We start from the raw sequence: 24404 nt of genomic DNA, 5'->3' as shown, positions 1-24404 counted from the left end.
TCACCTGTCCCCTTTGCGCTATTACTTCAAGTATTCATACACCTTCTCACCGCAGTCACCAGCAGGCGATGCATTCACCTGTGTGTACTCCATTAGTTGCTCTTCCTTGTCAAACTGATGGCCGTGGATGTTGTTATCAATCAGATCAACTAACGTATTGAACAAATCCTCGTTACAGCAATATCTTTGCAGATGTGATGAATTGGCAAAGCCCTTTGCATGGCTATAAATCTCATCCTTGTCAAAATACTGCTCCTCTAAGGAGATTTCTTTGGTATTTATATCGATGTGATATTGCTTTCTGTTGATTGCGTCAAAATAGCTGTAAACATCATCTCCCAAATCCCATCTACGGATAAAATAGCCTGCACCATAGTTTTGAACATATCTATCTTTATCCTCAAATGTAACCGCAAATGGGCTATCCCATGGCTTCACTTCACCAGTTACCCTATTTAAGCTTACAAACACATTGCCCCAATATGGAGCAAATATAATTTCATCTCCGTTAAAGGCCATGCTAGCAAACAATCTTATAGCAGCCTGGCATTTATTGATTCTATCGTATCCATTAATGCCTGGTACCGCCAAATCATAATCCCTAAAGCCACCATTTTTAAAATTAAACAGCCTAAATACAGTGCCTTCATAAGGAAATAGCCACACTTCATCTGTGTCTACACTTTCCATGCCGCCAGCCGTGTATAGCCCTGTAAATCCTGTATCTGTCACCTCCGTAGCCATTGTCTGCTTATCTATTTTAAGCAGCTGACTACCGTCCACTGACAGGATATAGATTGAATCTCTATTTGACCATCTGGCAGATATTATCCGCTCCCCTTCCATGGTCTGCAGGATGTTAAAATCAGCCACATTGCTAAGCTCTGCAATCTCATTGTTATCCATGTTCAGCCTAATCATGCTGCCGTATCTGTCTGGGCACAGATAGATGTAATTCTTTTCCAAGTAGAATCCTGAAAAGGCAGCACCCTGGGCTACTCGCTTTTCAAGCTCAATCTTTCTAATATTCTTTTTCTTATCAATGATTAATATATCCTGCGCCACATAAGGCACCACATAGATATTGTCCTTATATTCAATAGCACGTTGATAGTAACCGCCACTGCTGTAGTCCGATAGCTTGCAGAAAAACTCAAAATGCATATCATCATTTGGCGATACATACAGCTCGTTATATGGACTTACAAAATATTTGTTGTGCCTCTCTCCATCAAATGTAACCATGTGCCCTTGATAGAATGACGCCTTCCAATCGTCCTCCTCTGGTAACTCATTAAGGCTATTGTTAAGGATGAACATAGGCTTTCCAGCCACGCCAAACAGTGATGTTACGCTGGTTCCCGAATCGCCAATATACACATCAGATAAGGCTATCGTATTTTCGATACTTGGCGTTGTATCATAAATACCCCAGCCTTCCCTGATATACCTATCCCTGATATCGTGATAGATTGGCAAAAAACCTGGCTCCATGGATTCAAGGGTAGATTCAAACAGAGGATGTGGACGCCAGATTAAACACACGTCCTTTCTTTCCCTGAATGTATTGAATACATAGCTCATCTTCTCCATGAAATTCTTTGGATTGTCAAGCATGCCACTAAGGCTAGTATTATAGAAAAACACGCGCTTGCCAGCCATCTTATCCTTCCATTCAGCCGGAGCCTGTGGAGGATTTTCACATTTCTTTATTACCGCATCAAATTTAGGAGAGCCCAGTGGAAGAAACTTCTCCCTAGGCACTCTTTTATAAAAATCAATGATGGCCTTAGATTGAACCACCAGATAATCTGCGTTATCGTAGCTAGGCAAATAAGCCTGGCCCTCTCCCATGCCTCCTGCTGTTGCAAAATAAGGCACGTAAACCAGACAATCTGTTACAGTCTTAAGCTTTTCTGAATAGAAAAATGGATGAACGCTAGTTACATAGTTGTACTTATCGTATGGATTATGGAAAAAGATTACATCAGGATGCTCCTGACCAAAATCGAACTCATCATATTTTGTGATAGGGATTCCCTCTGGAAACAGGTCAGCTTCATAATGCTCCCTTGCAAAAGAACCATCAGGATTTTTGTCGTAATAAGGGATTGGAATTACAAGAGCTCTGCATGTTTCGTCGGCATTAGCAGCCATCCAAATGCTTTCCATGCTATCCCACATGGCTGCCTTGTATGGCAAAAATACCCATAGCCTCTCTATCTTAATATCAGATTTTGCACTCTTTTCGATTAAGTTGATACTATGGTCAACTCTCCCCTTAGCCGAATCGGCAGACAGGCCTCTTTCACTTTGCAGCTCCTCGTGGACCTGAAAGAGTACCTCGCAAAACTCCTCTAAAGTCTTTACTGTGGCATGCCCCTCTCCTTCATCTGCCTCTATGTATTCTCCCAAATCGATTGCCTTCTGCTGACAGATTTCCAGATATTCCAACGCCTTGTCTATACCAGCTCCATTCTTTGAAAGGGCTTGATATATACCTTCATTTAGCTTTCTAAACAATGCAATATAGTTTTCTACCTGTTTGAACCTATACTTTCTCATATCCCTGAACCTCCCAGTGTGGCAACCCTACACTTATACGATTTTATTTTAACCCTTTCTGTCCCAAAATACACTTTTATTCACAGAATGTTGCGAATTTTCTTTACAAATTGCTTTTCACAGCTAATTCATAGAAGCATGCTATATTACACTCATGGAAAACATTTTAAGCAAGGTTGCTAACCTACAAATCAACAATAACATTATTTACGTTGTACTCTTCTTATTGGCTGTATACATCTGTTTTAACGGATATACAGTTTATAAGTTTGTGCTTGGAGTTTTAGGCTTTTGGGTTGGATTCACCAATGTCCATAAGCTTATCGAATTCTTTGATTTAAACTTAAACGATAAGCAGATGTTGTTTTTGCAAATCCTTTTTGGTGCTGCTCTTATGCTGCTTTCATGGTTCATCAGAAAGCTCGGCCTGTTTATCGTAATATTTGACTTTGTTTACATATATCTTTCATCTATCGTTATTGAATTTATCGCAAAAAAAATGGATATATCACCTCAGATATATCCATACTTTTCCGTGCTATTTGCTTTTATAATAGCTCTTATTCCAGCTTTACTTGCAATAAAACACGAATATTCAATTGTTATCATAGTCATGGCCTGGATAGGTGGATTTGCAGCTGTTCATTATCTACAGCTGTTCCTTACAAATGGACCTATCCATATTAGTTTACTACCAGTATTCCCTGCATGGGGCTGGTATTTCCTGCAATGCTTTGTTTCATTGTCTGGAATGATGACCCAAGGCACGGGTCAAGACAATTAATCTATTATTTCTCAACAAATTCCATTATGGCTTCAACTGTATCTGTAGTCTGTTCCTGCACGCTGATTGTAGGTGTGCCATCACCTGACTGTGCACCGTAATCACCAAAAAATGCATGGCATCCGCCATCTATTACTACTTCCTCAAAATCTGATGGAAGATTCTTTTTGCACTCCTCATACTTCTCCATGTTCAGGACACCATCCTCCGATCCCCTGATAGAAAGAGTATGCACTGCAGGCTCATCTGTTAAATCCTTTGTAGAATAAGCTGCAAGAAGAATCAATCCTTCGTATTCGCTTTGGTGTCTGTCTGCATACAAAGATGCCATTGCTCCACCAAGGCTGTGTCCGCCGATGTACCATTTATCAATCTCAGGATATTTTGCCTGAATTCCTCTGGCGCCATTAGCATCAAACATGGCCAGGTAATGTGGCATTTCGACAATCACACCAAAGATTCCCTGTTCTGCAAGCTGCTCCATAAGTGGTGCATAAGCCTCTGTCTCTACCAATCCGCCTGGATAAAAGATAAATCCGGCAACTGGATTTTCAGGCTCAAACAAAATGGTGTTATCTACACGTTCAACCTTTACACCCTCAGCTGGCTCATTCATAAATGTCCACGCTTCATCCGTTGCCATGTAGTAGTTATTCACAAAGCTAAAGCATTTACACACAATGGCAACCACTATGACAGCGATTATCGCGCCTATAATTATCTTTCGGGTTTTCTTATTCTTCATTTCTGTTTCCTACCGCCAATCTATTTATCTGTGTTGCTGTATAGCCTGCCCCGTATCCATTATCAATATTCACAACAGAAATACCATTTGCACAAGAATTTATCATTGTTAAAAGTGCTGATATTCCACCCAAATTCGCTCCATACCCTACACTGGTAGGAACTGCGATTACAGGAACCTTTACAAGGCCTCCAACAACTGATGCCAATGCACCTTCCATTCCTGCCACTGCCACCACGCAGTTAGTACGATTCAATGTATCCACATTTTCAAGTAGACGATGTATTCCACTCACTCCAACATCATACACGCGGTTAACCTTAGTACCAAAGTATTCTGCCGTCTGCGCAGCTTCCTCCGCAACAGGGATATCAGCTGTTCCTGCTGTAACCACAGCAATTTCTCCAACAAGCTCGGGCAACTTAATATCTGGTGATACCGCCTTCAAAATCCTGCTGACCTTATCATAGGTCACCTCTGGAATAGCCGCTTTTACAATATCATACTGATGCTCAGTTGCCCTTGTGCCAAAAACCTGACCATCTCGTTCATACATCTTTTTATATATGTCTACTAAAAACTCGTCAGGCTTTCTCTCACAGAAGATTACCTCTGGAAATCCTGTACGATTTTTTCTGTCAAAATCCAAATTTGCAAAATCCATGTAAGCCTCCTCCTAGGTGAGATTATTATATCAAAAAAAGGGACCGGCATAAACCAGTCCCTTGATTATCATATCATCTCCATATATGCTTCTGCGACTCTATTATAGTCAATCTGATTGGTGATTTTCTCAACCTTAAAGTCATCCTCGCCAACCTTTATTCGATAAATAAAACACCCTTCATCGCTAACCGTATCGCCTTCAACTAATGCTGCTGCAACATATGCTTTATTTTCGAATTCAAATTGATCTATGACCGCCATTTCTACTTCGTCGCCATCTCTGGTGCTAACCACAAATGTAATATACTCTTTAAATTCATTGCCCATAGGGATCCTCCTTTTAGGATTCATAGCTCTCCCGTTATATGGCATTATATTACATCATAATTGTGTATATAGTAAGCATAATCTATGAAATATTAGTAAATCACCTATTTACGTGAGGTACAATTCACATATGATTCATAAATAGCGACTATTAGCCCTTAACAGCACCACCTGTAACACCTTCAACGTAGAACTTCTGCATGATGATGAATAGGATTGAAATAGGTACCGCAATCATCAAACCACCGCAACAGAAGTATGCGAAGTACTGGTTAACAAGCGCTCTCTGAAGCAAGTTGAAAAGTCCTAAAGCCATTGTCCAGTCAGCTGCATTCTTTGACTTAATCATAAGTCTTACCATTACGAAGTCCATCCAAGGATTAAGGAAGGAGTTGATGACTGTATAAACAATCATTGGCTTTGAAAGTGGCACAACAATCTTAGCAAATATTGTTGCCTCTGATGCACCCTCAAGCTTTGCTGCCTCGTGAAGTGAAGTAGGAATTGTATCGAAGAATCCCTTCAAAATCAGGTAACCAAGGCCTGATGCACCTGAATAAAGAATAATAAGTCCTACTACACTATCAGTAAGTCCAAGCATCTTCAAAATGAAGTACATAGCAATCATTGAAAGTACGCCTGGGAACATACCAAGGATAAGAGAAAAGCTCATAAGCTTCTTTCTACCCTTAAATTCAATAAACGAAAATGCATAAGCTGTCATGATTACAAATATTGATGAAACAAGACAGCTGAATACACCAATAATCATTGAATTCTTAAACCATGCAGGGAAGTTTGCTGCTGCATCTGGCTCAAAGAAAAGCTGATGGTAGTTTGCAAGTGTCCAATGTTCTGGGAAGAAATGATTTGTATTAATTCCCTTTTCTACACCAAATGTTGTAACAACCAACCAAAATACTGGTATCAACCAAATAAATGCAAGTACTGCAAGAACAATATGTCTTCCAACTATTTTCCATGTTTTTTTCATTATCTGTATACCCCCTCTTTATCTCCACCTATCATTCTTGAGAAAGTAAGAAGTGAAAGGGCTGCACAAACTACGAATGTTACGATACCAATTACTGATGCCATCTTGAAGTTACTGTACTCATTTGTAAGTCTGAATAACCAGGTGATAAGCAAGTCAACCTCGTTGGCATGTGAATTAGCCATAGCCATATTTGTTGTCTGGTAATTGTATGTAAGTAAATAAATAACATTAAAGTTATTGATGTTACCAATGACTGACTGAATAAGTGATGGGCCAGTAATGAACATTACATAAGGCATTGTTATCTTCCAGAAAATCTGGAACTTGTTTGCACCATCAATCTTTGCAGATTCAATCTGGTCTGATGGAATATTCATAAGAATACCTGTAGCAACAAGCATCTGATACGGAATACCAACCCAGATATTTACAAGAATAATTGTTATGTGTGCCCAACCTGGACGCGATAAAAATGGGATGCATGCATCGCCTGCATTAAGCAATCCAATGTTCTTGAAGAAATCAAGGATTCCTACATTTGAACAAAACGTATTTACGATACCATTATCACCAAACATCTTACTGATAAGAAGAAGTGTAACGAACTGTGGAATACCGATTGTGATTACAAAAAGTGTTCTCCACATTCCCTTGAATTTAGTGTCCTCATGGTTGATAAACTGAGCAAGAAGGATACCACCAAGGAATGTTGTTGCTGTTGCAAGAACAGCCCAAATCAATGTCCAAATTAATACTCTAACAAATGCATAACCAAATGTGATTGTCTGGCTTGTTGTAAATAGATTTACGAAGTTTTTAATACCAACCCATGTAAACAGGTATGTTGGTGGCTGATGGTTTTCATCATAGTTCGTAAATGCGATACATACCATGAATAAAATAGGTATGATGTTAATAAGAATTACACCTAAGCTTGGAAGTGTAAGGAGTGTAATGTGAAATCTTTCATTTTTGAAGGATGTAAGGTCATCCATAAATGTATTTAGCTTTTCACCATTCTCCTGCATCTTCTGGATACGATAAGTTGCTTTAATGTTACCAATATATAATGCGATAAATGCAATAATTACAAGGATTCCAATGATTCCATAAAGAAGAATCAAAAGGGAATTATCGTAATCATTTACAGTTTTTTTCATAGTTACGATGTCAAACACCTCTTCACGCTGAACAGTTCCAAGAGTGTTTAACTTTGACATATAAGGTGCGAATACACCGAAAATTGATGCCAATACTCCAACCTGAAGTAATGTCATTAAAATACCGCGCATGATCTGCTTTCTACCAAAGTAGCCTGCGCCCATTATGATTAATGATAGCTTCACCCAGATGTCGCCGTGAGCTATTGCAAGACCAAAGTCTTTAAAGTAGTTGCCTATTTTCTTCATATTTATCCTCTTCAAACAAAAGGCTTCCCCCCTCTGGGGGGAAGCTATAACCTTTTCCCAAAGGGGGAAGGCTTATTCATTACTCAACTGGCTGTGTAATACCTGCTACTGCATCATCAAGTACCTGCTGGCTTACCTTGCCTTCAAGAATGTTCTTTCCAAGTGACTCTGCTGGTGTCCAGTAGTTACCACCAACTCTCTGAAGGTCTGCGAACTCAGACTGTGCTGCAAGAGCATCAAGTGCTGGAGAAGATGCCTTTGAAAGTGCCTCTGTGTTTGAAGGACCCTCACCTGTTGCTTCGTAAACAGCTTCCTGAGATGTTGCATTTGTAAGGTACTCAGCAAGAAGCATTGACCAACCTGTGTTCTCTGCATATGCGTTAACACCTACGAACTTGTATCCTGAGTAAGAAGCCATCTGCTTGTCTTCACCATTTACCTTGAATGTAGGAAGCTTTGTAGCTGCATATCCATCACCATAAGCCTCTGAGAATGCGTTTACATTCCATGTACCTGATACATAAGCTACAACCTTACCATCGTTAAGGTTTGCAAGAAGGTCATCGTTTCCGTAGCTCTTGTATGCCTTAGAAGAAGCGATTTCCTGAAGTGATTCAGCTGCTGCAAGACCTGTCTCATTGTTCCAATCGCAGTTGTTTGACTGATCTTCGTTCTCTGTAAGGTTGCAACCAGCGCCCTTGAAGAATCCATATAAGTACCAGCCGTTTGCTGTCTCACAACCAACTTCCTTACCAAGCTCCTCAGCCTTAGCTGTAAGTGCTTCCCAAGAAGCTACATCTTCGTCTGAAAGCTGATTCTTATCATAGTACAAGAAATATCCGTTTGAAGCTGTGAATGGGTATGCATACTGCTTACCATCGTACTGTCCAGCCTCAACTGTAGCTGCTGTATCTGTCTCGTTCATGTCGTATGTATACTGAGCTGCTACTTCGTTAAGAGCGCCTGCCTTAACAAGTGCCTCAAGCTGATCATCTGGGAATACAAATACATCAGCTGCTGCCTCAACGTCCTCTAAAACTCTATCCTTCATGTCAGCTTCTGAAACAGCACCAAGTGTGATGTTGAAATCAACGTCTGGATACTGTGCTTCGAAATCATCGCAAAGCTTCTTCATAACTGTCTGGTATTCTTCTGTTTCTGAGCACCAAAGGTCAATGTTAACTGTGCCTTCTGTTGATGCGATAAGGTTTGCAATAGCGTCATCGCTAGATGCGCCTTCTTCTTCTGTTGTTTCTGTTGCTGCACTGTCAGTTGTCTCTTCTGCTGTAGAACCGCATCCTACGAATGCTGTAGCCACCATAGTAGAAACAAGAAGTGCTGAAACTAACTTTCTCTTCATTTTTACTCCTCCATTTTCTCCATAATCATTAATTTTTTATACTACCAGGCCGCAAAATGTGCAACCGGTTGTTCTACATAAATTATCCTATCTCTATAACTGTTTTTCGTCAACATAGCAAAATACACAAGTATTTTCGTTAAATTTTGGCTATTTTTACGCATGCCCCACCTAATTACGCAATAGGACAATATCTATTTGCGCAATTATTTTGTGCTGTCGCGCATCTGAATATTAAAATCTGTGAGAATTTCATTTGTGATACTTTCCCCATCAAGGCCACGCATAAGAATCTCTAGACACTGACCGCCCAGCTTCTTTGCATCGAAATAAAGGCTTGTGATAGATGGTTTTGATGTAGAAAGCAAGTTAGAATCATAAAATGAACATAGTTTGATATCCTCAGGCACTGCAATTCCGTCATTATGCAAACAATTGAGGACAGAATTACAAAGCATATCATCCATACATACGATACACTCTGCTCCTTCAGAAATAGATTCCTTTAAAACAGAATCCATTCTGGCACTTTTATGCATATTTAAGAAAATAAGAGATTCGTCAGCCTTTAGACCCTTGTTAATAAAGCCCTGTCTAAAGCCTGCTAATCTACTGTGGGTAACGTTAATGTTTTCACCACCACCGATTAGTGCCATTCTCTTAATGCCTGAATCTATAAGGGTTTCTATCATTCTGGTAGCTGCCCCTTCGTTGTCGTGATCCACATAAGGAACACTTTCATCCATAGGATTTCCTACAACTATGTATGGAATATCAGATTCCTTTAAGAAATTGATAACCTTAGAATCTCTTTCACAACGGCTTACAATAACTGCATCAATCTTTCTGTTTAAAACAGCATGGCGCAGCGCTGCAATACCGTCATTATCTGCAAGAATAATTAACACATCATACTCGAAATCCATTGCTCTATCGCAAACTCCAGTCATGAGTGTCTGGAAATATGGCATTTCTCCTAATGCAGAATCCGCAGGCACTACTAGTCCCACGTTATATGTGCGATTCGCTGCAAGAGAACGTGCTACAGCACTTGGTCTGTAGTTAATTTCCTTGATGTATTCATTTACCTTCTTTCTGGTTTCCTCAGAAATACGGCCTTTTCCTGATATTGCGCGGCTTACAGTTGTCTTGCTAAGCCCTAATTCTTTTGCTATTGAATCTAATGTATGACCCATAATCATCCTCTTTTCTTTTCCTAATTTCTTAAGTTATCACATTAAATATACAAATGCAATCGGTTGCGCACATTTCGTAAAAAAGAAACAAAAAAAGTCTTCACATCTTGTGAAGACTTTCTATGCTATTATTTTACATTGTCTTAAAGTGAGATGTCTTTTCCATCAGTATATTAGCTTCTGCAGAAAGCTCCTCAAATACTGAGCGCATCTCCTCTAAATTGCTAGATTCATTGATACCCATTGCAAAGCTTTGTAGATTAATTGCTGAGAACTGGATATCGCTGATTATATCATTAAAAGAGGCTTTAATTGAGTTAACCGACCTTGCAATCTCATTTAATTCGCCTGGGAAGTTCTCAATATCCTCTACAACAAGATTTCCCTTTTCCATCTCTGATAATACGTATTTCTGCTTCTGGATAACCTTTGAAAGCTCCTCTAATGAAGCTGCCAGCTTATTTTGCATATCCCCTATTTCATCGTTTGCGGTTGCAAAATTAAGCTTAGTGGTAAAATCGCCTAGCATAATTCTATCCATTGCAGGATTCATCTTATCTAAAGGCTTTAACACCTTTCTAACTGTGTAGGTTATATCACCCAGTGCAAATATAATACAGATAATAGCAACAAATATACTAATTCTAATGCCTCTATCTACATGTGAAAGGAAATTAGATTCTGGATATGCCACTGCCACTGTCCATCGACTATCTTCAAGCTTTACTGCCGAATAAACCATGCTTGTACCCGTGTAATCCTTGGCTGTAACATAGCCATCATCTTTACCAGCTACAACCTCTTCAAGCTCTGGCATTACCTCGAATGCAGGTGTTATTTTTTCTGAGGTTGGATTGTATTTGGAATTTGGATGAACAATTATATTATTCTGACTATCTAAAAGAAATCCATAAGAACCTTCTTCAAAATTAACTGTACTCATAAAATTTTGAATAGATTCTATATCAGCATCTACACCCACTACACCAATCATCAGCGTTCCCTGATATACAGGAGTTGCAACTGTAGCCATCATAACATCTGGCCTGGTTGCACTGGCATAAGGGTCAATTACAACTGTGTGTCCTGCTGATGAAGCCTTTTTATACCATCCGCGGTCTCTAGGGTCCACACCTTCTGCGAACTTCACGCCACGAGCCATTGTCATATTTCCATCTGTATCTGAGAAATATACGTAATACAATTCCGGATGACTATTTGCCACGTTATCAATTACAGACCTTACTGTATTCTGATTCAAATCACCCAAAGCAGCAAGTGTACTAGCCGTATCCTCGGTAATAGTGGCCATACCATGAACCCAATTGTCTACTTCATTGGCACTTATCTGAGTGGCCAATTCAAGCTTCATTTCCTGCTCCTCTATAATTCGTCTGGATAGGTAAATCAGATTAACTACTGTAATAAAGCCAACTGTCAAAATTATGGCAAATACCACATGCTTTGTAATTCTGCTTTTTACAGTAGTACGCTTGGTCTTCTTCATGTTTTCCCCTCTTTCAGATAAAGACACACTACATGTGTTATATATCATTTATCATATTATATAAATAAGGGTTTTCCGTGAAAAAAGATTGCCATTTGATGAATTATACACAAAAGACTACTATCTTGCGTAAACCATACAGTCGTACCTGATTGCCTTGCCCTCTAGGCTATAGCTAGGCTTTCTGCCTGCAAGATATGGGCCCTTTAATGGACGTTTGATCACTATTCTCTTGGACTGAGCTGCCTCTGCAGCCTCTAAAAGCTCCTCCTCCATAGAACAAGGGCTTTCTAACTTCTGCAGTAGTTGGAATTTTTTCTTAATCAGAGCGCTCTTCTGTCGTTCAGGGAACATTGGATCCAGAAGCACTATATCTGGCTTATAATCCAGCTCTTTCATGGCCTTTACGCTATCCCCGCACACTAATGTCATCCTGCCCACTGCATCCTTCAATTCAGGTATTTCTAGGGCTCTTTCCATGCAATCCTGTAGTAATACAGCGATAATCTCATCCATTTCGTACAGGCGCACCTGAAAGCCTGCTGCTGCAAGAATCAGGGAATCCTCCCCAAAGCCTGCTGTTGCATCGATTAGAGTCTGTGGCATAGGCTGCCCCTTGATTCTAGCGGCCTTCACTAACATTTCTCGCTCTAGATTACTCTTTTTAAGCCTTGGCAGCATTTCTCTAAAATCCGCCATTATAGAAAGCTCGCCAGAGCTAAGGCTGAGCCCTTCATCTGTTTGAATCAGAGCCAGCCCCTTATCTGCGAGCTTTAAATTATAGTTTTCTATCAGTTCTTTTGATATCAATTCTATTTATCCTCTTTACGAAGAAGGTCCATCTTCATGTTGTAATAAGCAGGAGTCATATCCAGATAATGCTTGTGCGGGTTCTCAAAACGCTGTTCCTCAGGCCATACGCTGGTCTCAAGCTGTTTCTGTACTCTTGCACGGATTGTCTGCATATCCTCGTCCTCAGATGCTGCCTTACCGCCTACGATAAGTGGCTGCTGAAGCAATTCTGCTGTACAATTTTCAAAGATATGAGTGCTCTTCCATGGCTGCTCTGGGTCAACAAATTTGTAGCCGCCCTCGGCAGTCATATCTATCTTTTCGCCTTTGATAGCAAGCAAATCTGCTACTGCACGTCCGCTTTCATCCTTGATACGATATACATCCTTAAGGCCTGGGTTTGTAATCTTTTCTACAGTTTCAGATATCTTAATCTTAGGGATGATTTCGCCAGTCTTAGGGTTCGTAACAGCGCAAAGCTTGTATACTGCGCCGAAAACAGGCTCAGACTTAGCTGTAATTAATCTTTCACCTACACCGAAGGAATCTACCTTTCCACCCTGCTGAAGGATAGATGTGATAGTGTATTCGTCAAGGGAATTACTAACGATGATTTTAGCCTTTTCGAAGCCTGCATCATCTAACATCTTTCTAGCCTTCTTTGTAAGATAAGCAAGGTCGCCTGAATCGATACGGATACCGAAGCTCTTAGATTCGATACCTGCTTCCTTCATCTCCTTAAATACCTTTATAGCGTTAGGAACGCCGGATTTAAGTACGTTGTAAGTATCAACCAGAAGAATACAGTTGTTAGGATAGCTCTTTGCAAAGCTTCTAAATGCTGTAAGCTCTGATGCACGATAATCGTTATCATCTGATGTGAAATACATAACGTAGCTGTGGGCCATAGTACCGCCAATAGGGATGTTGAAATACTGACCTGCAGAAACTGTTGCTGTTCCACTTGCGCCGCCGATATAGGCCGCTCTTGCACCGTATATTGCTGCATCGTTATTGTGTGCACGTCTGGCACCGAAATCTGATACTGCACGTCCTGCTGCAGCTCTAACTATTCTGCTGGCCTTTGTAGCGATAAGAGACTGATGGTTAACCTGTGCCAATATTTCAGTTTCTACAAGCTGAGCCTCAATGATAGGTGCTGTAACTGTGATGATTGGTTCGTTTGGATACATGATAGTTCCCTCTGGGAATGCATCCACATCACCTGTAAATTTAAAATCCTTAAGGTAATCAAGGAAGTCATCTGTGAAATGCCCTACACTTCTGAGATATTCAATATCCTCCTCAGTAAAATGCATATTCAAAAGATAATCCTTAACCTGCTGCAAGCCCGCAAAAATAGCAAAGCCGCCTCCATCTGGATTTACTCTATAAAACACATCAAAGCTGACCCTTGCATTATTGTCGATAGTAGGGTCGTTAAAATAAGCATTAGCCATTGTAAGCTCATACTCATCCATCATCATTGTTAGGTTTCTAGCCTTATCCTGAGTTTGCTTCATAATTAGCCTTCTTTCTTACTCTCCTGGAGCGCTATTGATAACTTTACCTGTATTCCAAAGCATAGCAGATTTCTCTGCTGCTGTAAGCTTTCCATCTTCACTCTTGTAGCCAACTGTACCTGTGTAGCTACCGCAATCTAAACATGCAACATAAAAGCCCATGTCCTCTTCCTCTAAAATACCTGCCCCTCCGCAGATTGGGCAGTCGTGTAAATCGATTTTTTCTGAAATATCCATTACAAAACTCCTTAACAATAAAATCCGATAAAAAGGGGTGCAGCATTTGCTACACCCCCTGCTACCTTTTTCTATTGTACACGTTTTTTTACTTGAGCGCCATCTCTTCCATTTCTCTTGCGATTTTATTGATAACCTCAAGTGTATTATTCATGTTTGTAAGAGCATCCATTGCCTCATCACTTACAGAACCAACAGTATCTGTAGCTGCTGCAACCTGCTGTGATGTAGCAGATAGATTTGTGATGTTATCCATAATCTGTGTATTAGCGCGAATAACCTCTTCAACAGATGATTTAACCTGAACAACGCCCTCTCTAAGCTCGTCTGTACCTTCCTTGATGGTATCAAGCTTAGAACCCGTTTCTGTAATCAGATCATTTTGTCTGCTTGCATATTCAGCTGATTTTGACATTGCATCTGCTGCAGTACGTGCCTCAGATGTAAGACGCTCGATAATCTTTGCAATCTCTTCTGTAGCCTCTCTTGTGCTTTCAGAAAGAGCTCTGATTTCATCAGCAACAACTGCGAAGCCCTTACCAGCTTCACCTGCTCTGGCTGCCTCGATAGATGCGTTAAGAGCAAGTAGGTTTGTCTGGCTGGAAATACCAAGGATTGTTTCTGTAATACCCTGGATATCCTGAATACTATCATTAAGAGCCTTAGTTGTGTTACTTGTCTCGATGTTGATATTTTCAACCTTTTCAGCCTGTGTCTTAAGCTGATTGATAAGGTCTACACCTTCGTTTACGGAATCCTCAACTTTTGCAGATACATCATCAATGTTGTTGGCCTCATTACCTACAGACTGGATGCTTTCCTGAATAACAGCTGTCTTATTAGTCTGATTTTCAACTGCTTCTGCTGTATTCTTTGTGCCTTCAACGATTTCAGCTACCGAATCATGAACCGTCTCCATGGATTCATTTAATCTAGAAGATACATCATTGGCTTCCTCAAACTTCTTGTTAAGCTGTTCTGCCAAATCAACAATTGTTTCAGATGTCTCTTTAAGGTCTTCTGCATGATCCTTGATTGTATCAAGAGCTTCTGTAGTTTGTCTTCTCTGCTGTTTACATACTACAACTGCTATTGTGCAGGCTATAATACTAAAACCTAATTCTGTCATTACATCACGGCCAGAAATATGTCCTCTGTGAATCTCTATAAAGCCCGAGGTTATAAGACATACATTGGCAATTATACATCCTATCCTTACCGTGCCAGCCTCTCCATAAATCATAACGATAAGTATAATAGGATACATAAACAAGTACATATGGTTATCACTAGGTACATATATATTCAACAAAAACATCGCAACCATAGATAACGTGATGCAGAACTTATAACGATATTGCTCGCCAAAGCTGATATAACATACCTGAAATAATATAATATCAAGAACTGCTAAAACTAAACGCACTCCATCTAGCGGATTAATGCCGTCCATTATAAGTGATCTGACAGCAAAAAATATCAACGCTATACATGTGATTGTACCGCAATATCTGGCCAAACGGTTCTTTTCAAGCATCTGCTTGGTTTTGATATCAATTTTCTCAGCTTCTTCATTCATAATTGAGGCCCTCCATATATCTCATCATATTTTCCGCTGGATACTTTCGTTATTACACTAAGTATAACAACTTTTTTTTGAAAATAATGTGAATTTGCAGAATCTTCACAAAACTTTCACCTGACCACATATTTTAGAGTTGAAGAGACCGTGCTGGGCTATAAACTCAACACGGCCTCCTCTATATGATTATGTAGCGCTACTACCTAACTCATGCTATTTGGATTGGTATCACTTTCAATTTTGAATTTAGAAAGCTCATCGTTAATAGCAAGTGCAGAATCTGAAACCGAATTAGCAACATCTTCTACGCCCTGGCTCTCTGTTGCAATTTGATTTGCACTTTCTGTAAGTGTATAGATTGTAGCTGTAATTTCTTCTGAACTAGCTGACTGCTCTTCTGAAATAGCCGCTACGGACGATGCAATATCATTAACCTCGCCCATCATATTAATCATGTTCTTCATTACGCTTGCAGCTTCGTTAAGGTCATCGTAAATCTTGCTGAAGCTTGTACCAGCCTTTTCTACTACCTCACCGCTGGCATTAATTGAATCCATGTTATTCTGTGACTTTTCTGCCAAATCAGAGATAAGTCCTGTAATCTGTTTGATAATATCGCCGATTTCCTTTGCCGCATCCTGAGAGTTCTGAGCTAGCTTTCCGATTTCATCGGCAACAACTGCGAAGCCCTTGCCTGCCTCACCTGCTCTGGCAGCCTCGATAGAAGCGTTAAGAGACAACAGGTTTGTCTGCTCTGCAATAGAATCAATCATCTGAACAATATCTGTAATCTGCTTAGCAGATTCGCCTACAGTAACTACAACATCGTTCATCTCGCTCATAGACTCGTTGATATTGTCCATGCTGCGTTGAACCTCTGTCATGTCTTCCTGACCAATCTTAGCCTGGTCTACTAAGGCAATCATGGTTTCGTTTGTGCTATTTCCATTATCGGTCAAATCTGAAACTGCATGAGCAAGATTTGTTGCGTTCTCAGCAAGCTCGCCGACAGCGTTTGAAATATCGTCCATTGTCTCTTGAATCTGACCCATTGATACTGACTGGTCGCCAGCCTCTGTACTCATCTTGCTAGATGCATTCTTAGAGCTCTCAGAATCCTCCTGCAGCTGTTCTGCACGGCCCTGAATAGAACCAATAGCTCCATTCATAATCTGTACGAAACGCTGCATTTCCTTACTGATAAGACCAATCTCATCGCCTCTGTCATCTGGCATTCTTGTTGTGAAATCACCATCGGAAATCTTAAGAATGCTGCTTGAAAGACCAGATACTGGTTTTGTAATAACCTTGTTGATTGTAATAAGGATAACTGCTGTAATTACAGCTATTAACAGAAGCATAGCAATAAAAGATACAACCATAAAGTGGTTTGCTTCCGCCATTACATCATCAACTGAAACTGATGAAATAAGTGACCATGTTGTTCCTGGGATTTGTGAAACGCATACATAATAGTCTGTATTTGTTGAATCCTGGTTGATTGTAACTACTTCTGTGTTTCCGCTATCAACTAAAGCCTTAACCTGCTCTAGATATTTACTACCTGATTCAGATACAAGTGTTCCATTGTATGCATTATCGAAGTAAGAGATGATGTAATCACCATCAAGCACCATTGAACCACCGGTCTTCATTGGTGTAAGCGCATTAACCTTTTCCTGAAGGTCTGTTAAGAAAACGTCAACGGCAGCAACACCCTTTTCGCCATTTGCACAGTTAACAGAACGTACAAATGTAACGCAAAGCTGACCATTGTTAGCATCAACATATGGTTCTGTACATACAAAGTTTTCCTGGCCCTGGCCTTCTGAATACCAACCACGCTGTGTTGGGCGCCAGTCAGCTGGCTGAACCTGATGATTAGCAAAGAAATAAGAATCATCAGAAAAACCAATGTATATACCTGTATTTTCAACTGTATCATAATCTGCAGATGGCTCTACATATTTAAGCATTGCTTCGTGATCTTCAAAATATACTCGTTCCAAAGTATCACAATACTGTCCATCTTTGGCTGTAAGCATTTCAAATACTGTGCCTAAATCACTAGCATTGGCTTGCCCCTCAGCCTTTAAATCCATAAGGGAAACTTCGGTGATAACCTGACGTGCGTTGTAGGAAATAAACACAATTATACATACTACACCAATAAGAATAATAGGCAATAAATAAATTAACAGTGTTTTTCCTATTCCTCGCTTTACCTTCAAAGCAGAGTTTTTGACATTAACATTCTTAGCCATGACCTTCCTCCTATTAATACAGACTCCCCCTTGTCTATATTCTCTATATTGAGTCCATCATAGTCTAAAATTGTTATATTTCTGTTAACTTAATTCATTTCTTAATTTTTTCACTATTTCTTCATAGTTTTCCTTTTTATGTGGTCTTAAACAGTTTACACAAGATTTTATCCCCTTCTCTGTGTAATAAAAGTTTCCACCACAATCTTTGCCCAAATGATAAAGTGGACAATAACAAAAGAGACAGTTAAACTCTTCTGGTTTATCTGTCTCATGGCAAGGAAAATATTCGCATTCTCTATTTTGAAAGAACTTGTAATGTTCCATATGTATACTCACCTATATTTTTAACCTACCTTAAGTTTGAACTTCTGTAAGTCGTGTTCGTTGTCGACTTCTGCGAAGGATGCTCCAAGCTTTGTAAGCTTTCCTGCGATGTCCTCATAGCCACGCTGAACGAATTTGATATCGTCGATAGTGGTTATTCCATCAGCTGCAAGTCCTGCAATGATAAGAGCTGCACCTGCACGAAGGTCTGGTGCGCATACCTGTGCTCCTGTGTAATGGTCTACACCATTAACGATAGCTACTGTACCCTCAACCTTGATGTTAGCACCCATTCTTGCAAGCTCATCTACATATTTGAAACGAGTCTCAAAAATAGATTCTGTAACTGTGCTGGTTCCCTCTGAAATAGCGAGAACTGCTGTGATTTCAGGCTGCATATCTGTAGGGAAACCTGGGTAAGGAAGTGTAGTAACGTGTGTATGTGTAAGCTTACGTCCCTTAGCAATAACTCTAACTGCATCATCATATTCTTCGATAACGCATCCCATTTCAATAAGCTTAGCTGAAGTAGCCTCTAAGTGCTTAGGGATAACGTTCTTAACAACAACATCACCATGTGTAGCTGCTGCTGCGCACATGTATGTGCCTGCTTCAATCTGATCAGGGATAACTGCATAAGTTGTACCGTGAAGCTTTGATACACCAACGATACGGATAACATCTGTACCTGCACCACGGATGTTAGCTCCCATACTGTTAAGGAATGAAGCTACATCTACAACGTGTGGCTCCTTAGCTGCATTTTCGATAGTAGTCTTACCTTCTGCAAGTACTGCAGCAAGCATGATATTGATAGTTGCACCAACAGATACCTTATCAAGATAAATATGGTTACCCACAAGCTTGTCTGCTCTAGCAGACCAAAGTCCGTAAGATACATCAACATTGGCACCAAGAGCCTTTAAGCCCTTAACGTGTAAATCGATTGGTCTTGAACCAATAAGGCAGCCGCCTGGAAGTGCCACCTCTGCACTTTTATATTTACCAAGTAGTGCTCCCATTAAATAATAAGAAGCACGAATCTTTTTAATGTATTCATAATCTACGGAAAGTCTATTGATAGATGAACCATTAATCTCAACAGTGTGTTCGTCCACACGATTGATTTTTGCTCCTATATCTTCAATAGCACCAATTAAGACATTAATATCTTTTACATTTGGTAGATTTTCAATTGTAACAGTTTCGTCTGCCATAATGGCTCCAGCCAAAATACCTAACGCTGCATTCTTGGCACCGCTTATCTCTACCTCTCCCGTAAGCGCTGTGCCACCTTTTATAACATACTGTTCCATCTTGTCTCCTATAATCTCTAACTTAAGAAACGAGCCGTAAAAGAAGAATTACGCAGACTCCTCTTTATACTGACTCTGATATAATTTAGCATAAAAGCCGTTTTTCTGCAACAACTGAGTGTGATTACCTTGCTCAACAATGCTTCCGTCCTTTACGAATAAAATTACATCTGCTTCTCTAATAGTAGAGAGTCTGTGAGCTACAATAAAGGTAGTTCTACCCTTCATCATTTTATTAAATGCTGATTGTATTTTCTGTTCTGTTCTAGTATCAATTGAACTGGTTGCTTCATCTAGTATTAACATTGGCGGTATATTAAGCATTACCCTTGTGATACATAAAAGCTGCATCTGTCCCTGGGATAATGAACCATTATCTGTAGAAAGAATTGTGTCGTAGCCGTAAGGCATTCTTTTAATAAAGCTGTGGGCATGTGTTGCCTTGGCTGCTTCTATTATTTCTTCATCTGTGGCATTTGGATTTGCCATTTTCAGATTTTCTTTTACAGTGGCATTCTTAATCCAGGTTTCCTGAAGCACCATTCCAAAATTCTTTCGAAGATCTTCTATAGGAATATCCTTTATATCAACACCATCTATTGTTATCTGGCCTGCATCAATATCATAAAATCGCATTAGAAGATTAATGATTGTACTTTTTCCTGCCCCTGTTGGTCCTACGATGGCGATACGCTGACCGCTCTTAACAGATAGGTTCAGGTGCTCAATAAGCTTTTTGCTCTTATCGTATGAGAAGAATACATCCTTAAATTCAATTTCGCCTTTGGTGTTTTCCATAGGAGTTGTTCCTGTGTCTTCCTCCACCTCAGCATCAATCATCTCAAACAGTCTGGCTGCACAAGCTAAGGCATTTTGGAATTCAGTGATTACACCAGAGATTTCATTGAATGGCTTAGCATAAGTGGTCGCATAAGATAGGAAGCTAGTAAGTCCACCTACAGTAATGCCACCTGCGATTGCCATAATGGCGCCAAACACACCTACTGCAGCATAAATAATGTTGTTGATAAGTCTTGTGCTTGGATTAACTGTAGAAGAATAAAAGGTTGCTTTCATGGATGCATCCCTAAGGCTGTTGTTCATAGTCTCAAATTCTTCTATAGCTCTAGACTCAAAGTCCATGTTTCTAACAATGTTTTTACCAGTTATCATCTCTTCGATGTAGGCTGTTTCAGTTCCTCTAAGCTTTGCCTGTTCCTTAAAGAACTTGTAAGTCTTTTCAGAAATGAATTTTGCCAAAAGAAGTGATGCTGGTGTTGCAATAATTACTATTAAAGCAATCCTTGCAGAAATCATTACCATAAAATAAATGGTACCAAGTATTGTAAGGACTCCAGTGAAAAACTGGGTAAAGCCCATTAAAAGTCCATCTGCAAATGTATCTGCATCTGAAACTATTCGGCTTACGTAATCTCCATGTGGATGTGAATCTATCATGGAAAGCTTCATTTGCTGTAATTTTGCAAATGCTCTGTCTCGAAGACTCTTTGTTACATTATAAGTAATGGCATTGTTAACTCTGTTCATTATCCACTGAGTGAAAAATGTAGCCGCAACAGTAACTGCCATTTGCTGAAGCACTGCTATCAGCCTATCGTAATCAATCTCGCCTGGGCCGATGATGCAATCAACAGCTTTTCCTGTAAGGATTGGAATCCTAAGAGTTAGATAAACAGTAGCAAGGGCACATATAAGCGAAACAATTATGTGACCGCTATAGCTTTTTAGTTCTATTAAAACACGATTTAATATCTTAGATTGAGACTTATTATTCATTAGCTGCCTCCTCTCTAGGATACTGACAATAATATATTTCCTGATATGTTTCGCAGGTCTTTAGTAGCTCGTCATGTGTACCATTGCCTACGCATTTACCATCATCAAGTACCAGTATCTGATCCGCCTCTAACACAGAAGATGCTCGCTGAGAAACAATTATCAGTGTTGGATGCCATGGAAGGTTCATAAGTGCCTTTTTAAGTCTTGCTTCTGTAGCAAGGTCTAGAGCGCTGGCTGAATCATCTAACATAATGTATTGTGGCTGCCCAATAAGAGCTCTTGCAATTGTAAGACGCTGTCTTTGGCCGCCTGAGAAGTTAGCACCTCTACCTTTGACCTCTGTATCAATGCCGCCTTCCTTTGCCTCAACAAAATCCAGCGCCTGTGCTATGTTAAGTGCTGATTTAATTTCATCATCATTAGGGTTTGTGCCATTCATTTCCATATTGCTTCTGACAGTGCCACTGAATAGATAAGCCTTCTGTGGAACTATACCAAAGCATTTAGCCAAATAGCTATCATCAAACTGATTTACATTTGTGCCTCCAATTTCAACAGCACCCTTTGTAACATCATAAGTATGATTTAGCAATTTAAGAAGTGTACTCTTGCCGGAGCCAGTACCACCTATGATACCCAATGTAGAACCTGCTGGGATTTCTAAACTAATATCCTCAAGGTCCATATCTGCTGTACCATTGTAGCTAAATGATACATTTTTTATGGAGATTGCTTGAGGCGCATCGGAACCGCCTATAATTAAACCGTTATTTAATTTATCATCAAAGATTCTTTCATCCGATTTCATCTCCATAAGCTCCTGAACTCTGTCTGCTGATGGAAATGCCTTCATCAAAAGTACGATTAGGTTGGCAAGCTTAATTAGCTCTACTAATATCTGGCTCATGTAGTTTACCAGTGCTACTACATCACCCTGTAGGATAAATCCATTATCAACTCTGCCCATCGCAACATAGATTAATGTAACTATACCCAAGTTAACTGCTACGTAGGTAACAGGATTCAGTAATGCAGATATCTTTCCTGTGTTTATCTGCATTGCTGTAAGCTCACCAGTCTTCTCCTCAAAGGTAGCCTTCTCGTCCTCTACCTGGCAAAAGGCTCTAAGAACTCTTGAGCCTTCCAGATTCTCAGACACGGCGTGAAGAACTTTCTCCAGCTTTGCTGCAATGGATTTATATCTTGGCAATGTATATCTCATTATGAAATACACGATTATAGAAAGAACTGCCACTACTAATATAAAAATAAATGCTGATTTAACATCTACGATAAATGCCATTATGATGGCTCCACCTACTATAAATGGTGAACGTAAGAATAATCTTAGAACCATGTTTATAGCATTCTGGATTTGATTAATATCGTTTGTGATTCGAGTGGTAAGAACTTCCTCGCCTATTTTTTCTTTTGTGCCCTGTGACAGCGACATTATTTTTGCAAACAATGCCTGTCTGATTTCTGCTGCTGTAAATACTGCAACATAAGCACTGAAATACTGGGCTGTGATTGAAAACATAAGGCCAACAACTGCCAGTAATAAAAGAACCCCACTCATCTTAATGATGTAGTGGGTGTCAGAGCTTGCGATACCCTTGTTAATGATTGATGCCATAACAAGTGGTACTAAAAGCTCAAATACCGCCTCTAACATTTTGAAGAGTGGGGCTAAAAATGCCTTGATTTTATATTTTTTGAGATAGTTTAAAACAAAACTCATAAATTACTCCGCTTCTGTTTCCTCAGTAGTCTCATCTGTTGTTTCTTCAGATGTTTCCTCTGTCTCCCCGTCTGCTGTTGTATCTTCCTGGTTTGTTTCTTCTGTAGTTTCCTCAGTTACCTCAGTAGATTCTTCTGGAGCTGTTGTAGCTTCAGTTTCCTTTGAATCTTCCTTTGTTTCAGGAGCCTTGAAAAGTGAATCGAACTGAACCTTTTCCCAAGCCTTATCATTTACTTTCCAAGTGATAGCTTCCTTCCACTCATCCATAAGCTTGTCAAAAGCTTCAGATTGAAGTGATTCTCTCTTGCTGTTTGAAGCATCCTCATCATGGTCTGATGTAAGCTTAATTACATACATACCTGTACCTTCAACAACGATAACGCCTGACTGTTCGCCCTCTTTAAGCTGTTCAGCTTCCTTGATAACGGACATGTCCATTGTTTCATCCTCTGACTCACCCTTAAGGTAAGAGAAGTTCTGAGTAGTAAGGCCAAGCTCTTCAACCTTTGCATCAAAATCCTCCGATGTAGAAAGCTCCTTTGCCTGAGTCTTCATTTCTGCAATTTCGTCATCAGTTAAGTCTGTCTTATTGCCATCTGCATCAGTCTTACCTGTTGTATCAAATAATACGTAGCTAAATGAACGCATCCAGCAATCCTCATCCTTAATATCAGCATCAGATGCATCCTTTGCTGCTTCACTTACAAGTGCATAGTAAGTTCTGTACTCAAGATATTCTTTAACGTATTCCTCTGTTGCACCCATTGCCTTAAGAGAGTCTTTATCATTATCAGAAATGAACTTCTTTGCTGCTTCTGCAATATCGTTCTTCTGATCCTTAGATATTTCTACCCCATAATCGCTGGCATGGACCTTTGCAAGATACTGTGCTTCCATATCCTCAAGCACGCCATCCTTTGTATCTTCCTGAAGTGTCGAACCACTTCCTGACATATCTGACTTCCACATATCTTCACCGTAATATGCAAGAAGATACTGGTCATACATAGCCTGCTGATATCTTGCCACAAAGTTACCATAACCTAAGGAAATAGTATCCTTTGTTCCATCCTCTGTCTTAATTGTAACAAGTGTCTCATTAGAATTAATCTTACCACAGCCGGTCATCATAACTACTGCTGATAGTGCAGTAAGCCCAGCTGCCTTAACCATTTTTTTATTCATTATAAATTCCTCCTGAGTGTCCCCACCCAAATATTTTCAAGCCTTTTTATTATAATTAATCCTCGTGAATTATACAAGGCA

At 39.8% G+C, this 24404-nt stretch carries 20 protein-coding genes; 1 reads left to right on the top strand and 19 read right to left on the bottom strand.

The window, feature by feature from the left end:
• Positions 1-21 precede the first annotated feature (21 nt).
• Positions 22-2565: a hypothetical protein gene (locus G611_RS15840; RefSeq protein ID WP_196801545.1), complete on the bottom strand. Its 2544-nt coding sequence runs from the start codon at positions 2563-2565 to the stop codon at positions 22-24.
• A gap of 154 nt (positions 2566-2719) precedes the next feature.
• Between G611_RS15840 and G611_RS0106045 the strand changes: the two genes are divergently transcribed.
• Positions 2720-3349 (top strand): DUF4203 domain-containing protein, encoded by a 630-nt coding sequence (locus G611_RS0106045; RefSeq protein WP_028242858.1) that lies wholly within the window; start codon positions 2720-2722, stop codon positions 3347-3349.
• A gap of 4 nt (positions 3350-3353) precedes the next feature.
• Here the strand turns inward: G611_RS0106045 and G611_RS0106040 are convergent, their stop codons facing one another.
• From G611_RS0106040 to G611_RS0105960, 18 genes are all read right to left on the bottom strand, one after another.
• Positions 3354-4094, bottom strand: coding sequence for an alpha/beta hydrolase (locus G611_RS0106040; RefSeq protein WP_028242857.1), 741 nt, complete (start codon positions 4092-4094; stop codon positions 3354-3356).
• Positions 4084-4758, bottom strand: coding sequence for a nickel pincer cofactor biosynthesis protein LarB (gene larB / locus G611_RS0106035; protein WP_028242856.1), 675 nt, complete (start codon positions 4756-4758; stop codon positions 4084-4086). Before larB ends, G611_RS0106040 begins: the two co-directional genes overlap by 11 nt.
• Positions 4759-4826: 68 nt before the next feature.
• Positions 4827-5087 (bottom strand): DUF1292 domain-containing protein, encoded by a 261-nt coding sequence (locus G611_RS14080; protein WP_051195103.1) that lies wholly within the window; start codon positions 5085-5087, stop codon positions 4827-4829.
• 151 nt (positions 5088-5238) lie between these two features.
• Positions 5239-6081 carry a sugar ABC transporter permease gene (locus G611_RS0106025; RefSeq protein ID WP_028242855.1) on the bottom strand — a complete coding sequence of 281 codons (843 nt, stop codon included), beginning with the start codon at positions 6079-6081 and terminating at the stop codon, positions 5239-5241.
• Positions 6081-7493, bottom strand: a complete 1413-nt coding sequence (locus G611_RS0106020; protein ID WP_036948394.1) for a carbohydrate ABC transporter permease — start codon at positions 7491-7493, stop codon at positions 6081-6083. The genes G611_RS0106025 and G611_RS0106020 overlap by 1 nt, the downstream gene beginning before the upstream one ends.
• A 79-nt stretch (positions 7494-7572) precedes the next feature.
• Positions 7573-8853, bottom strand: a complete 1281-nt coding sequence (locus G611_RS0106015; RefSeq protein WP_028242853.1) for an extracellular solute-binding protein — start codon at positions 8851-8853, stop codon at positions 7573-7575.
• 206 nt (positions 8854-9059) lie between these two features.
• Entirely contained in the window at positions 9060-10049 is a 990-nt protein-coding gene (locus tag G611_RS14075; protein WP_036948390.1) for a LacI family DNA-binding transcriptional regulator, read from the bottom strand.
• 133 nt (positions 10050-10182) lie between these two features.
• A complete protein-coding gene (locus G611_RS0106005) occupies positions 10183-11556 on the bottom strand; it encodes a methyl-accepting chemotaxis protein (protein ID WP_028242852.1) in 1374 nt (457 codons plus the stop codon).
• Between the two features lie 120 nt (positions 11557-11676).
• Complete coding sequence (locus tag G611_RS14070; protein ID WP_242824261.1) at positions 11677-12366, bottom strand: class I SAM-dependent methyltransferase; 690 nt, start codon at positions 12364-12366, stop codon at positions 11677-11679.
• Between the two features lie 2 nt (positions 12367-12368).
• Positions 12369-13871, bottom strand: a complete 1503-nt coding sequence (locus tag G611_RS0105995; RefSeq protein WP_028242851.1) for a nicotinate phosphoribosyltransferase — start codon at positions 13869-13871, stop codon at positions 12369-12371.
• 15 nt (positions 13872-13886) lie between these two features.
• Positions 13887-14108 (bottom strand): Lar family restriction alleviation protein, encoded by a 222-nt coding sequence (locus G611_RS0105990; protein ID WP_028242850.1) that lies wholly within the window; start codon positions 14106-14108, stop codon positions 13887-13889.
• 88 nt (positions 14109-14196) lie between these two features.
• On the bottom strand, positions 14197-15687 hold the full coding sequence (locus G611_RS0105985; protein WP_028242849.1) for a methyl-accepting chemotaxis protein: 1491 nt from the start codon (positions 15685-15687) through the stop codon (positions 14197-14199).
• Positions 15688-15893: 206 nt separating this feature from the next.
• Positions 15894-17954, bottom strand: a complete 2061-nt coding sequence (locus G611_RS0105980; protein ID WP_028242848.1) for a methyl-accepting chemotaxis protein — start codon at positions 17952-17954, stop codon at positions 15894-15896.
• Positions 17955-18038: 84 nt separating this feature from the next.
• Positions 18039-18281, bottom strand: a complete 243-nt coding sequence (locus G611_RS15590; protein WP_081656984.1) for a cysteine-rich small domain-containing protein — start codon at positions 18279-18281, stop codon at positions 18039-18041.
• A gap of 20 nt (positions 18282-18301) precedes the next feature.
• The gene (locus G611_RS0105975; RefSeq protein WP_028242847.1) at positions 18302-19597 is read right to left on the bottom strand and encodes a UDP-N-acetylglucosamine 1-carboxyvinyltransferase; all 1296 of its coding nucleotides are present in this window, start codon (positions 19595-19597) and stop codon (positions 18302-18304) included.
• Positions 19598-19645: 48 nt separating this feature from the next.
• Positions 19646-21394, bottom strand: a complete 1749-nt coding sequence (locus G611_RS0105970; protein WP_028242846.1) for an ABC transporter ATP-binding protein — start codon at positions 21392-21394, stop codon at positions 19646-19648.
• Complete coding sequence (locus G611_RS0105965; RefSeq protein ID WP_028242845.1) at positions 21387-23138, bottom strand: ABC transporter ATP-binding protein; 1752 nt, start codon at positions 23136-23138, stop codon at positions 21387-21389. Before G611_RS0105965 ends, G611_RS0105970 begins: the two co-directional genes overlap by 8 nt.
• Positions 23139-23141: 3 nt before the next feature.
• A complete protein-coding gene (locus G611_RS0105960) occupies positions 23142-24323 on the bottom strand; it encodes a hypothetical protein (protein ID WP_028242844.1) in 1182 nt (393 codons plus the stop codon).
• Positions 24324-24404 lie beyond the last annotated feature (81 nt).

The organism is Pseudobutyrivibrio ruminis AD2017 (assembly GCF_000424305.1).
GTDB classification, from domain to species: Bacteria; Bacillota; Clostridia; order Lachnospirales; family Lachnospiraceae; genus Pseudobutyrivibrio; species Pseudobutyrivibrio ruminis_B.
Note: the sequence above shows the minus strand (reverse complement) of the source record. Positions and strands in the feature narration are given on the sequence as shown.